Origin of the sequence: Micrococcus sp. ACRRV (assembly GCF_022346985.1) — a bacterium.
Classification (GTDB): domain Bacteria; phylum Actinomycetota; class Actinomycetes; order Actinomycetales; family Micrococcaceae; genus Micrococcus; species Micrococcus porci.
Genome location: NZ_JAKRNH010000018.1, coordinates 21069 through 33076, shown reverse-complemented (window position 1 = coordinate 33076; position 12008 = coordinate 21069). Strand labels below are relative to the sequence as shown.

Annotated in this window: 13 protein-coding genes and 1 tRNA gene; 5 read left to right on the top strand and 9 right to left on the bottom strand. The window is 73.8% G+C overall.

The window, feature by feature from the left end:
* On the top strand, window positions 1-603 hold a 603-nt coding region (locus MHY29_RS03515), incomplete at its 5' end, for a rhomboid family intramembrane serine protease (protein ID WP_239238234.1).
* A gap of 37 nt (window positions 604-640) precedes the next feature.
* Here MHY29_RS03515 and MHY29_RS03510 read toward each other — a convergent pair.
* Entirely contained in the window at window positions 641-1414 is a 774-nt protein-coding gene (locus tag MHY29_RS03510; RefSeq protein ID WP_239238233.1) for an isoprenyl transferase, read from the bottom strand.
* A gap of 95 nt (window positions 1415-1509) precedes the next feature.
* Here MHY29_RS03510 and MHY29_RS03505 point away from each other — a divergent pair, with 95 nt between their 5' ends.
* Complete coding sequence (locus tag MHY29_RS03505) at window positions 1510-2226, top strand: hemolysin III family protein (protein ID WP_239238232.1); 717 nt, start codon at window positions 1510-1512, stop codon at window positions 2224-2226.
* Window positions 2227-2259: 33 nt separating this feature from the next.
* Here MHY29_RS03505 and MHY29_RS03500 read toward each other — a convergent pair whose 3' ends face one another.
* The gene (locus MHY29_RS03500; RefSeq protein ID WP_224356850.1) at window positions 2260-2673 is read right to left on the bottom strand and encodes a hypothetical protein; all 414 of its coding nucleotides are present in this window, start codon (window positions 2671-2673) and stop codon (window positions 2260-2262) included.
* 53 nt (window positions 2674-2726) lie between these two features.
* Complete coding sequence (gene mca / locus MHY29_RS03495) at window positions 2727-3713, bottom strand: mycothiol conjugate amidase Mca (RefSeq protein WP_239238231.1); 987 nt, start codon at window positions 3711-3713, stop codon at window positions 2727-2729.
* Window positions 3714-3787: 74 nt separating this feature from the next.
* Between mca and MHY29_RS03490 the strand changes: the two genes are divergently transcribed.
* The 3 genes from MHY29_RS03490 to MHY29_RS03480 all read left to right on the top strand — a co-directional run bounded on the left by MHY29_RS03490 (window position 3788) and on the right by MHY29_RS03480 (window position 5626).
* On the top strand, window positions 3788-4225 hold the full coding sequence (locus MHY29_RS03490; RefSeq protein WP_239238230.1) for a DUF4307 domain-containing protein: 438 nt from the start codon (window positions 3788-3790) through the stop codon (window positions 4223-4225).
* A 193-nt stretch (window positions 4226-4418) separates the two neighbouring features.
* Entirely contained in the window at window positions 4419-4913 is a 495-nt protein-coding gene (gene greA / locus MHY29_RS03485; protein WP_224355507.1) for a transcription elongation factor GreA, read from the top strand.
* A gap of 89 nt (window positions 4914-5002) precedes the next feature.
* Window positions 5003-5626, top strand: a complete 624-nt coding sequence (locus MHY29_RS03480) for a GPP34 family phosphoprotein (protein ID WP_239238229.1) — start codon at window positions 5003-5005, stop codon at window positions 5624-5626.
* An 83-nt stretch (window positions 5627-5709) separates the two neighbouring features.
* Here the strand turns inward: MHY29_RS03480 and ilvA are convergent, their stop codons facing one another.
* The 6 genes from ilvA to MHY29_RS03450 all read right to left on the bottom strand — a co-directional run bounded on the left by ilvA (window position 5710) and on the right by MHY29_RS03450 (window position 11993).
* The gene (ilvA, locus tag MHY29_RS03475) at window positions 5710-6981 is read right to left on the bottom strand and encodes a threonine ammonia-lyase (RefSeq protein WP_224356851.1); all 1272 of its coding nucleotides are present in this window, start codon (window positions 6979-6981) and stop codon (window positions 5710-5712) included.
* A gap of 29 nt (window positions 6982-7010) precedes the next feature.
* On the bottom strand, window positions 7011-8258 hold the full coding sequence (locus MHY29_RS03470; RefSeq protein WP_224355509.1) for an AI-2E family transporter: 1248 nt from the start codon (window positions 8256-8258) through the stop codon (window positions 7011-7013).
* Entirely contained in the window at window positions 8255-9247 is a 993-nt protein-coding gene (locus MHY29_RS03465; protein WP_224355510.1) for an aldose 1-epimerase family protein, read from the bottom strand. The genes MHY29_RS03470 and MHY29_RS03465 overlap by 4 nt, the downstream gene beginning before the upstream one ends.
* 131 nt (window positions 9248-9378) lie before the next feature.
* Window positions 9379-10245 carry a Bax inhibitor-1/YccA family protein gene (locus tag MHY29_RS03460; protein WP_224355511.1) on the bottom strand — a complete coding sequence of 289 codons (867 nt, stop codon included), beginning with the start codon at window positions 10243-10245 and terminating at the stop codon, window positions 9379-9381.
* A gap of 200 nt (window positions 10246-10445) precedes the next feature.
* Window positions 10446-10522, bottom strand: a tRNA-Leu gene (locus tag MHY29_RS03455).
* 58 nt (window positions 10523-10580) lie between these two features.
* Window positions 10581-11993: an NAD(P)/FAD-dependent oxidoreductase gene (locus MHY29_RS03450; RefSeq protein WP_224355512.1), complete on the bottom strand. Its 1413-nt coding sequence runs from the start codon at window positions 11991-11993 to the stop codon at window positions 10581-10583.
* Window positions 11994-12008 lie beyond the last annotated feature (15 nt).

Below are 12008 nucleotides of genomic sequence, written 5' to 3'. Positions count from 1 at the left end.
GCGCCCCGCCCGTCCCTGACGCAGGCGGCGGCCCAGGGCCTGGTGCGCACCGTGGCCCCCACGGCCGTGCTCGTGGCGGCCATGTGGGTGATGTTCCTCGTCTCGATCGTCGGCGGCTCGGCGCTGATCGGCGGGCTGGGGCTGATCCCCCGCCGCGCGGCCGGCCTCGACGGAATCCTCTTCTCGCCTCTGCTGCACGGCGGCTGGCGGCACCTGGTCGGCAACACCACCGCGCTGCTCGTGCTCGGGCCGGTCGCGGCCGCCGTGTCCCGCCGGCCCCTGGCGCTGCTCGCGGCGGCCTGGCTGGGCTCCGGCGCGCTGACCTGGGTGATCGGGACGCCCGGCGTGCATGTGGGCGCCTCGGGGATCGTCTACGCGCTGATCGCCTTCCTGCTGGTCTACGGCGTCGTCGCCCGCCGCGTGCTCGCGGTGGTGGTGGCCGTGGCGGTGGCCGCCGCGCACCTGGGCTCGTCCCTGCTCGGCCTCCTGCCCCAGCCGGGGGTGTCCTGGACCGGGCACCTGGCCGGCGCCGTCGTCGGGGTGGGCCTGGCCCTGCTGTGGGGGCGCGCGGACCGGCCCGCCCGCGCCCCGCTGGGCCTCTGAGGTCCCCGGCCGGGTCCCGGCCGACGGGCGGGCCGGCTCAGGAGCCGAAGCGGCGCTGACGGCGGCCGTAGTCGCGCAGGGCGCGGAGGAAGTCCGTGCGCCGGAACGCCGGCCACATGGCCTCGCAGAAGTAGAACTCGGAGTACGCGGACTGCCACGTCATGAAGCCGGAGAGGCGCTGCTCCCCGGAGGTGCGGATCACCAGGTCCGGGTCGGGCTGACCGCGCGTGTAGAGGCGGTCGGAGATCGCGTCCACGGTCAGCTCGGCGGCCACGTCGGCGGCCGAGCGCCCCTCGGCCGCGGCCTCCTCCAGCAGCTCGCGGACGGCGTCGACGATCTCCAGGCGACCGCCGTAGCCCACCGCCACGTTCACGTGCACCCCGGTGTTGTCCCGGGTCCGGTCGGCGACGTCCCGGAGCTGCTGCGCCATCCGCGGCGGCAGCAGCTCGACGGCGCCCACCGGCTGCACGCGCACGGGGGCGCGGTCCTCCCGCGGCTCGGCCAGGCGCTGGGTGGTGGTCGTGATGATCTCCAGCAGCGGTGTCAGCTCCGCCGCGGGGCGGGCCAGGTTCTCGGTGGAGAGCATGTACAGGGTGACCACGGGGACCCCGACCTCGTCGCACCAGCCGATGAAGTCGATGATCCGGTCCGCGCCGGCCTGGTGGCCCTCCTGGGTGGTGGCCCCGAAGGCCCGCGCCCAGCGCCGGTTGCCGTCCACCAGCACCCCCACGTGGTGCGGCAGACGCTCCGGGTCGAGCTCGCCGGCGAGACGTCGCTCGTAGAGGCGGTAGAAGACCTCGGGTCGGCGCACGGGTCACCTCGCTGTTCCGCTGGGGGCCGGGGGATCCAGGATACGCGCAGGCCACACGGGACGGGAGGCGCGGGACGGTGTGGGAGCATGGGGGGATGGTCACCCGTGCCCCCTCCGTTGAGAACCGCACCGGCCGGCCGCTGAAGTGGCGGATCGAGCGGATCCGGGACCCCGAGCACCCGCTCTACAAGCCCCGCCTGCGGGGCTGGGTCCACGCCGTCATGGCCCCGCTCGTGCTGGCTGCCGGGATCGTGCTCATCGTCCTGGCCCCGGGGGCCACGCTGACGTGGGCGTGCGTGGTCTACGTGGTCACCGGGCTACTGCTCTTCGGCGTCTCCGCCACCTACCACCTGGTCCAGTGGAACGAGACCGTCTCCCGCGTGCTCAAGCGGCTGGACCACACGAACATCATGCTGGTGATCGCCGGCACCTACACGCCCCTGTCCCTGGCGATGCTGCCCGCGGACAAGGCGTGGACCCTGGTGACCGCGGTGTGGGTGGGGGCCGCCCTGGGCGTGGCGTTCCGCCTCCTGTGGACGGACGCGCCCCGCTGGCTCTACACGCCCGTCTACGTGGCGCTCGGCCTGGCCGCCGTCGTCTACCTCGGGGACTTCTTCGCGGCGAGCGTTCCCGCTGCGGTGCTGATCTGTGCCGGCGGCGCCGCCTACATCGTCGGCGCCGTCTTCTACGCACTCAAGGCGCCGACGATCCACCGCGAGTGGTTCGGCTTCCACGAGCTCTTCCACGTGTTCACCGTGGGCGGCTTCGTGTGCCACTACATCGCCGTGATGATGGCCGTCCTGGCGGCCTGAGCCGGGCCCCGCGCTCCAGCGGGGCCGTGACCGTCAGCGGGGCTCGCGGCCGGTGTCCGGGGACTCCGGCTCCGGCGTGGGGTCCTGCAGGTAGCCGGGGTACCTCCGACGCAGGCGCTCGATGCGGTCGTGGGCGTCGCCGTCAAGCCGCTCTCCACCCTCCCGGACCTCCTCCGGCAGGTGCTGTTGGTGCCGGTCCACGAGCATGGCCTCGGCCTCCGGGGAGCGCTGCTGCACCCGGCGCACGGAGCGCACCATCAGTCGGAACACGATGATCGCCATCACCACCATGAGGGCGGTGAACAGGAACCCCTCGATGCCCGGGGAGATGTCCTGCTTGTCCAGCCCCGGCTTGAGCGTGGGCTCGGGCACGGCGGGCATCGGCGCGCTCGGCGAGACGGAGGCCGCCAGGGACACGGCGGACAGGGCGAGGGGGGCCAGGGACATCACGACGCCCCACTCTACCGGGCGGGACCGCGCGGGGGCCCGCCCGTCGAGGGTCAGCGCACGCCGGCGAAGAGGTCCGTCTCCGGCGGCACGGTCCGCACACGGGACTCGATGAGGGCGTAGTCCTCCCACGGCCACGTGGAGCGCTGCAGCTCGTTCGGCGCGGCGAAGAACATCCCCTCCGGGTCCACCTGGGTGGCGTGGGCGCGGAGGGCGGCGTCGCGCTCGTCCAGGAAGTCCTGCACGGGGATCTGGGTGGTGACCTCGTGCACCGGCGGCACGAACGGGGGCAGGTGCTCCGGGTCCGGGACCTCCTCCCCCTCCTCGCGGCGACGCAGCACCTCCCGCATGGCCTCCATGCGCGCGTGCATCTCCAGGCGGTCGGTGAACGGGGACTCCTCGCCCGCCGCCAGGAACCCCTCGTGCAGCGCCTGGTACTTGGCAGGGTGGAACGCGCGGTCATAGTAGAGCTTGAGCGGCTCCCAGGCGGGGCCGGTGCCGGGGTAGGCGTCGGCGTCGCCGGCCCGCTCCCACGCCTCGCGCGTGACCTCGTGGGCGCGGATGTGGTCCGGGTGCGGGTAGCCGCCGGCCTCGTCGTAGGACAGGATCACGTGCGGGCGGAAGCGACGCACCACCGCGACGAGCGGGGCCGCCGCCGTCTCCAGCGGCACCTCCGCGAAGCAATGATCCGGCAGCGCCGGAAGGGGGTCGCCCTCCGGCAGGCCCGAGTCCAGGAAGCCGAGCCAGCGGTGACGGACGCCCAGGGCACGGGCCGCCGCGGCCATCTCCGCGTGGCGCACCCCGGCGATGTCCCGCTCGGCGCGCACCGGATGCGCGTAGGAGGGGTTCAGCACGGAGCCCGCCTCGCCGCCCGTGCAGGTCACCACGAGCACCTCGGCGCCGGCCGCCGCGTAGGCGGCCATCGTGGCTGCGCCCTTGGAGGACTCGTCGTCCGGGTGCGCGTGCACCGCCAGCAGGCGCAGCCCCGTGGAGTCGGGCACCGACGCGGTGGTGGGGGCGGGGATGGACGGCTCGGACACGGGCGCTGTTCCTTCGGTTCGGACGGGCCGGCGGGGACCGGCGGGCGGCGCGCGGGGCGGCTAGGCTGGAGGGGATGTCCTCGACCCCCGCCCCTGCCGCGTCCGCGCCGGAGACCACCCTAGCCACCCGCTATGGGGTGGGCCAGCGCCGCGACCGCCGGCGCCTGTGGACCGTGCTCGGCGCCGTCGCCCTCGTGCTCGCGGTGGCCGCCGCGGTGGCCGCCGCCCTCGGGAACTCCGTGGGGAGGGTCGAGGCCGAGGACGTCGGCTACCGGATCGACGATGCCGCCCACGCCGCCGTGACCTTCCAGGTGACGCTGCCCCGCGGGGTGGAGGCCGCGGCCTGCGACCTGAAGGTCATGGACGCCCGGTACGCGCCCGTCGGCTTCCACACGGTGCGCGTCAGCGCCGGGCCCGACCACCCCGCCGGGGAGACCGTGACCTACACGGCCGACGTGCGCACCGTGGGACGCGGGGTCACCGGCGTCGTCGAAGGCTGCCGCCCCGCCTGACCCGCGGGCCGCTGTCCCGATGACGCCGCCCGATCCTTGGGCGGACACGCCCCGCCGGGTACGATGGACCCGATCTTCCGCCCCGCCGCACCGGGCAGGGCACGCCCCCGCGAGAGGACGTGCGCACCCACGGCGGGGCGCTTCGCATTCCCGAGCGGCCCGCGGCCGCCACGACACCGAGAGGAACGGCACCATGGCCACCACCCCGTCCGACGCCCCCTGGCTCACGCAGGAGGCCTTCGACCGCCTCAGCAAGGAGCTCGCCCACATCTCCGGCCCCGGCCGCCAGGAGATCATCGAGCGCATCGAGGCCGCCCGCGAGGAGGGCGACCTCAAGGAGAACGGCGGCTACCACGCCGCCCGCGAGGAGCAGTCCAAGAACGAGGGCCGCATCGCCGAGCTGAAGCACCTGCTGGAGACCGCCCGCGTGGGCGAGACCCAGGCCGCCGACGGCGTCGTCACCCCGGGCACCGTGGTGACCGCCGTCGTCGCCGGCGACGAGATGACCTTCCTGTTCGGCAACCGCGAGATCGCGGCCGACGGCGAGGACCTCGAGGTCTACTCCGAGCGCTCCCCCATGGGCGAGGCCATCAACGGCGCCAAGCAGGGCGACAAGGTCACCTACACCGCCCCCAACGGCAAGGACATCGCCGTGGAGATCACCGACGTCAAGCCCTACCAGGCCTGACCCGCCCGCGGCGCCACCCGCCGCAGGCCGCCACGACGGCCGCGCCCCAGCCGGGGCGCGGCCGTCGTCGCGTCCACTACGCTGACGCCATGCTCACCTCCGAGAAGCTGCACCTGCTCCTGACCCGGGAGGACGGCCGCTCGCTGTCCCCCTCGCACCACGACGTCGCCCTGGCCGCCGCGGTCCTGGCGGACCTGCGGGATGCCGGGATCGTCTCCCTCGAGGATGCCCCCGTCTCCCGGGCGCGCGTGCTCGTCACCGGTGCCGGGACCACGGACCACCCGGTCCTGGACGCGCTGCTGACGGAGGTGGACGGCCTGCGCGGCAAGAAGGTCGCCGCCGTGGTGGGCAAGGGCCGCCCGAAGGCCCGCAAGCCCGTCGTCGCGCACCTCGTGGAGACCGGGGAGCTCGTGGAGCACAAGGCGCTCCTGAACACCCGCCACACGCCCGTCGGCCCCGGCCGGCCCGCGCTGGTGGCCGGCCTCACCTCCGCGCTCGACGGCGACTCCCCCTCCGACGAGGACCGCCTGCTGCTCGGCGTCCTGCACCAGCTCAACGTCCTGCGCCGCGTCCTGCCTGAAGCCGGCGCCGAGGGCGAGTCCCGCCGCGAGCAGTCCCGCCGGCTCGAGCGGCTGACCCACGACGACCTGCTGGTGCAGGCCGTGGGCCGCACCGTCTCCACCGCGGCCGCCGCGGCCGCCGCGGCCGGCTGAGCACGGCCGGCCGCGCGGACACCCCCGCACGGATGACGGGCCCCGGGCAGACGCCCGGGGCCCGTGCGGTGTCCGGCGCCGGCTCAGGTGAGGCGCAGCGGGCTGTACCCGGACTCGCGCAGCGCGGTGAGCACCGCCTCGCAGTGGTCCCAGCCCTTGGTCTCCATGTCCAGGGTGATGTGCACGGAGCCCATGGACAGCTCCGGGCCCACCCGCGTGTGGTCCACCCGCACGACGTTCGCCTCCGTCTCCGCGATCACGCGGGAGATGGTCGCCAGCTCGCCGGGGCGGTCCCGCAACGGGATCCGCACGGTCATGTACCGCCCCGCCGCCGACAGGCCGGACTGGATGGACTTGAGCATGAGCATCGGGTCGATGTTCCCGCCGGAGAGCACCACGGCGGTGGTCCCCAGGTCGAAGCCCAGGTCCCGCGCGCGCCCGGACAGCAGGGCGGCCACGCCGACGGCCCCGGCCGGCTCCACCACGAGCTTGGAGCGCTCCACGAGGTGGACCATCGCGCCGGCGATCTCGTCGTCCGTGACGGTGACGACGGCGTCCACCAGGCCGGAGACGATGTCGAACGGCAAGGCGCCGGGACGGCCCACGGCGATGCCGTCGGCGATGGTGGAGACGGACTCCAGCACCTGCACCCGGCCCTCCCGCAGGGACACCGGGTACGCGGCGGCCGTGGCGGCCTGCACGCCCACCACACGGACCGTCCGGCCCTCCCGCCGGGCCCGCTCCTTCACCGCGATGGCCAGGCCCGCGATCAGCCCTCCGCCGCCGATCCCCACGAGGACGGTGTCCACCCGGGGCAGGTCGTCCATGATCTCGAGGCCCACGGTGCCCTGCCCGGCGACGATCGCCGGGTCGTCGAACGGCGGGATGAAGACGGCGCCGGTCGCCGCGGCGTAGCGCTGCGCCTCGGCGAGCGCCTCGTCCACGGTGGACCCGTACAGCTGGACCTCGGCGCCGTGGTCCTGGGTTGCCTGCAGCTTGGGCAGGGCCACCCCGCGGGGCATGACGATCCGCGCGTGGATCCCCAGTTTGGCCGCCGCGAGGGCGACGCCCTGGGCGTGGTTGCCCGCCGAGGCCGCGACGACGCCGGCCGCCCGCTCCTCCGCGCTGAGCCGGGCCATGCGGACGTAGGCGCCGCGCACCTTGAAGGAGCCGGCGCGCTGGAGGTTCTCGCACTTGAGGTGGACGGGCGTGCCGAGCTGGTCCGTGAGGGCGCGGGAGAGCATCACCGGGGTGTGCTCGGCGACGTCCTCGAGGACGCCGCGGGCGGCCTCCACGTCCTCCAGGCGCACGGGCAGCCGGTCGCCGGTGGGCTCCTGCGCGTCGGCCGGGCGCAGCCACGGGGCGGGGGCGGCGCCGCCCGCGGTCACGGCTTGAGCTCCGTGCGGGTGGAGCCGGTGCGTCCGTCCTCCACATCCCCGTCCGGGCCTGAGTCGTCGTCGAAGGAGGTCGGGTCGAGCTTCGGATCCAGCTTGGCGTCGCGACGGGCCGCGGCGATCACCTCGTCCGAGGGGCGGAAGACCTTCTCCCCCGGGAGGATCTCCTCCCCGGGGCCCTTGGCGCGCAGGGCCTGGACGAACGCGTTGGCGAAGGCCAGCAGCGGGACGGCGAACACGGCGCCGACGAGGCCGAGGGCGACGCCGCCCGCGGCGACGCCGAGGAACACGGCCAGCGGGTGCAGGGACACCGCCCGGCCCATGATCAGCGGCTGCAGCAGGTTGGACTCGATCTGCTGCACCAGGATCACGACGCCGAGCATCAGCAGGGCGTTGACGAGCCCGTTGGCGGTGAGGGCCAGGACGCACGCGAGCGCGCCCGAGGCGATCGCGCCGATGGTGGGCACGAAGGAGAAGAGGAAGACGATCACCGCGACCGGCAGGGCCAGCGGCACGCCCAGGAGCCACGCGCCGAGGCCGATGCCCACGGCGTCGATGAACGCGACCACGATCTGCACGCGCACGAACGAGCCGAGGGCGTTCCAGCCGGTGCGCCCGGCGACGTCCACCCGGCTGCGGCTGGTGTGCGGCACGAACGCCAGCAGGAAGCGCCAGATCCGCTCGCCGTCGAAGAGGAAGAAGATCAGGGTGAACAGGGCGATGAACAGGCCGGTGAGCACGTTCGCGGCGGTGGACCCGAACGCCAGGGCGCCGTCGACGAGCACCCCGGAGTTGTCCTTCACCGTGCTCCAGACGTTGTCCAGCGCGGCGGCGTCGAAGCTCACGGGCACGCCCATGCCCTGCACCCAGGTCACCAGGTGCTCCACGGACGCGCCCAGCTGGTCGGAGAGGTCGGAGAAGCCCTGGACGAGCTCCAGCCCGGCCACCCAGGCCAGGAGCACGACGGCGGCGAGCAGGAGCACGATGGACAGCACCGCGGCGAGCACCCCGGGGATGCGCGCCCGGCGCAGCGCCCGGTAGATCGGGGCCAGCAGGACCGCCAGCAGGGCGGCCACCAGCACGGGGATGATCACGAGGCTGGCGAACCCGGCGAAGTGCCAGACGACCCAGAGCATGGCCGCGACGGCGATCACCCGCCACGACCAGCCGGCCGCCACGGTCAGCCCGTAGGGGATGTCCTTCTCGAGCTTGGCGTCGGTCGAGAGCGTGGAGCTCATGCGGCGTCCTCCTTGGGTGCGGCCGCGGGCGCGGCGGGGGCGAGGTCGGGGACGAGGCCCCAACGGGCGGTCAGGGTGGCGCCGGGCGCCAGGCGGTGGAGGCCGGTCCCGGAGTTCAGGGCGTCGGCGGGAGCGGTGAGAGGCTCGACGGCGACGGCGACGTCCCGGCCCGGCAGCCGGTCCGTGACGAACACGTGGGTGACCGTGAACGCGGGATCGGACCACAGGGTCACGGAGCGTCCGTCCGGAGCCAGGAGCCGGGCACGGTGCAGCCCGTCTGCGTCGGCCTCCAGGCCGGTCAGCCCCACATCGAGCCCCTGCGCGCCCACCGGGCGGCCGGAGCGGAAGTCCTGCGGGCCGCCGTCCACGGGCAGGGTCTCCACGGGGATCAAGTCCTCGCCCGTGCGGATCCACTCCCGGGCCGGCACCTGGAGGGTCAGTTCCGCGCTGGGGACGTCCCCGATCCGCAGGAACGGGTGGGCGCCGAACGCCACCGGCGCCTCGGCGTCGGCGTGGTTCTCCAGCGACATGGTGACGGTGAGGGCGCCGGCGTCGTCCAGGGCGTAGGCGACGCGGTGGGTGAGGCGGAAGGGCCAGCCGTGCTGCGGGTGGATCTCCCCGCGCAGGGTCACGGCGTCCTCGGCCACGGACTCGGCCGTGAAGTGGGTGTTGCGCAGCAGCCCGTGGCTCGCGTGACCGCGGGAGGGCTCCGTGACGTCCAGCTGCTGGGCCGCGCCGTCCAGCTCCCAGCGCCCGCCGGCCACGCGGTTGGGCCACGGGCTCATCTGGATGCCGTTGCCGGCCGGGGGGACCATGTCCGGGCCGTACGGCTCGGTGAGGTCCACCCCGTCCAGGCGGTAGGTGCGCAGCGCCCCGGCGAGGGCCGCGACGACGGCCTCCGCCCCGCCGCGGGCGATCCGGTACTGGGCGCCGGAGGCCCGGGGCGCGCCGAAGACGGCGTCGGCGTCGGGCGCGGGCGGGACGGTCATGGCGGGCTCCTCGGGTGCAGGGCGGGCGGACGGCTGGGACCAATCTACGCGGGACGGGCGTCCCGGAGGCGGCAGAGGACGACGCCCCCGTCCGGTGGGGACGGGGGCGTCGTCGGCGGGACGGGGCCGGATCAGTCGTCCGAGCGGAGGATCGAGAGGATGCGCAGGATCTCCACATACAGCCAGATCAGGGTCACGGTCAGGCCGAAGGCGACGGTCCAGGAGTACTTCTGCGGGACGCCGTTCTTCACGCCCTGGGCGCCCATCTCGAAGTCCATGGTCAGCGAGTAGGCGGCCAGCAGCACGGCCACGGCGCCGACGATGAGGCCCATGGCGCCGAGGCGCAGGTTGGCGATGCCGGTGAAGGTCAGCACCAGGTTCAGCAGCATGAACAGCATGTAGCCGATCATGGCGGCCATCACGATCTTGGTCATGCGCGGGGTGGGACGGAACTTCCCGGAGGTGTAGAGGGCCAGCATCACGGCGAACACGGACACGGTGCCGAGCACGGCCTGCAGCACGATGCCGCCGTAGGCGGCCTCGAAGGAGGCGGAGATGCCGCCGAGGAACAGGCCCTCGGCCAGGGCGTAGCCCATGATCAGGACGGGCGAGGGCTCGCGCTTGAACGAGTTCACCAGGCCCAGGACCAGGCCGACGATCGCGCCGATGAGCATGAGCGCCGGCATGGTCCAGCCGATCGCGCCGCCGATCACCACGAGGGTGAGCATGAGGGCGGTCTTGCCGACGATGTCGTTGTAGGTCATCCGGCCGGTCTCGGCGGCGCCGGCGGCCGGGGCGCGGAAGGCCTGCTCCATGTTCTGCTGGAAGGCGGCCTGCTGCGCCGCCTGCTGGGCGCCGTACGCCTGAGACTGGCCGTAGGGGCTCTGCTGCTGGCCGGAGGGCGCCTGGGGGGCGGCGTTCTGGTACCAGCCGGGCTGCTGCTGGCCCGCGTGCATCTGCTGCTGGAAGTTGTTCGAGTTCATCACCGGGTTGGCCACGGCTCGCTCCTTCGGGTCGGGACGGCCCGAACACACCGCGTGAATGCGCTGCACACGTGCTCCGGGGGTTCCACCTCAGTCTACCGAGGGGACCCGATTCCGCACCGCCCCCGCTCCGCCGCAGGCGGAACGGGGGCGTTGCGTTCACGCAGGGCGAAGTTCCCGGGCTGGACCTGGGCGTCCTGCGGAGCCGGACGTCGTGGTGCCCCCGGCGGGACTCGAACCCGCACCACGCCGATTTTAAGTCGGATGCCTCTGCCGGTTGGGCCACGGGGGCGCGACGACCCCGCCCGGATCCCGGGCGGGGCCGTGTGCGCGTCAGACGCGCGGGAGGGTCACTTCGCTGCGAGCTCGCCGGCGCGCTTCTTCTCCAGGGTGGAGGGCACCGGCTCGGCGCCGGCGGCCACGCGGAACGCGTTGAAGGGGGTCTCCTGGCCGTCCACGGAGGTGGAGTCGCGGCCGAAGAGGGTCTCGGCGATCCAGCCGGAGACGATCCGGAAGCGGCGCTCCAGGGTCGGCATCGCGTAGGCGTGGTAGCCGCGGTGGGCCAGGAAGGCGGGCACGCCGAAGAGCTTGACGCCCATCGGGTTGCCGACGCCCTTGAGGAAGCCGAGGCCGGCGACGGCGCCCAGGGACTTGTGCACGTACTCCTGCACCTCGCCCTCGCCGTGCCGCACGGCCATGTAGTTCTTGGCCAGCTGCGCGGCCTGCCGGCCGGCGTGCTGGGCGTTGGGGACGCAGAAGCCACCGGGGCCGGCGCCGGTGAGGTCCGGCACGGCCGCGACGTCGCCGCAGGCCCACGCGCCCTCGAGCACGCCCTCGCCGTCCTTGATCTGGAGGGTGGGGGTGACCTCGATGCGCCCGCGGTCCTCCACCGGGAAGTCGGTCTGCTTGGCAACACCGTTGGCGGCGACACCGGCAGTCCACACGAGGGTGTCGGCACGGAAGGAGTCGGCCTCCGACTTGTCGGCCATGTTGACCAGCTTCATGACGCCGCCGGTGGCGTCGCCCAGCGAGGTGTTCAGCAGCACCTCGATGCCGCGGCCCTTGAGGTGCGCCACGACGGCCTGCGCCTGGTCCTCGGACACCTCGGGCATGATGCGGCCCATGGCCTCGACGAGCACGATGCGGACCTCGGTCTGGGAGAGATTCTCGTTGCGGGAGACCGCGGTGCGGATGAGGTTCTCCATCTCCGCGATGGCCTCGATGCCGGCGAAGCCGCCGCCGACGACCACGAAGGTCAAGGCGGCGCGGCGCTGCTCGGCGTCGGTCATGAGGGCGGCGGCGTCCAGGCGCTCCAGGATCTGGTTGCGCAGCGCCACGGCCTCCTCCACGGTCTTGAGGCCGATGCCCTGCTCGGCCAGGCCCGGGATGGGGAACACGCGGGTGTTCGCACCGGCGGTCATCACGATGTCCTGGTAGGGCACCTCGAACTCGGCCCCGTCCTCGCCGCGGACCACGGCGACCTTGCGGGCGTGCTCGACCTTGGTCACGGCGCCGCGGACGACCTCGGTGTCCTTGAGGTGGGTCTGAAGATCCACGATCACGTGGCGCCCCTCGATGTGGCCGCCCACGACCTCCGGCAGGAAGGGCTGGTAGGTCATGTACGGGCGGGGGTCCACGACGGTCACGACGCCGCCACGGTCCTTCACCTTGGACTGGAGGGTCTGGGCGATGTGGAAACCGGCGTAGCCGCCGCCGACGACGAGCAGGCGCGGCTTCGGGGACAGATCAGGGGTGATAGACATGAGGTCATCCTAATC

Excerpts from the sequence above, each read along its gene's own strand:
- greA (WP_224355507.1), top strand. The coding sequence starts at position 4,419 with ATGGCCACCACCCCGTCCGACGCCCCCTGGCTCACGCAGGAGGCCTTC.
- MHY29_RS03505 (WP_239238232.1), top strand. The coding sequence starts at position 1,510 with ATGGTCACCCGTGCCCCCTCCGTTGAGAACCGCACCGGCCGGCCGCTG.
- MHY29_RS03465 (WP_224355510.1), bottom strand. The coding sequence starts at position 9,247 with ATGACCGTCCCGCCCGCGCCCGACGCCGACGCCGTCTTCGGCGCGCCC.
- MHY29_RS03480 (WP_239238229.1), top strand. The coding sequence starts at position 5,003 with ATGCTCACCTCCGAGAAGCTGCACCTGCTCCTGACCCGGGAGGACGGC.
- MHY29_RS03470 (WP_224355509.1), bottom strand. The coding sequence starts at position 8,258 with ATGAGCTCCACGCTCTCGACCGACGCCAAGCTCGAGAAGGACATCCCC.
- MHY29_RS03500 (WP_224356850.1), bottom strand. The coding sequence starts at position 2,673 with ATGTCCCTGGCCCCCCTCGCCCTGTCCGCCGTGTCCCTGGCGGCCTCC.
- MHY29_RS03450 (WP_224355512.1), bottom strand. The coding sequence starts at position 11,993 with ATGTCTATCACCCCTGATCTGTCCCCGAAGCCGCGCCTGCTCGTCGTC.
- MHY29_RS03490 (WP_239238230.1), top strand. The coding sequence starts at position 3,788 with ATGTCCTCGACCCCCGCCCCTGCCGCGTCCGCGCCGGAGACCACCCTA.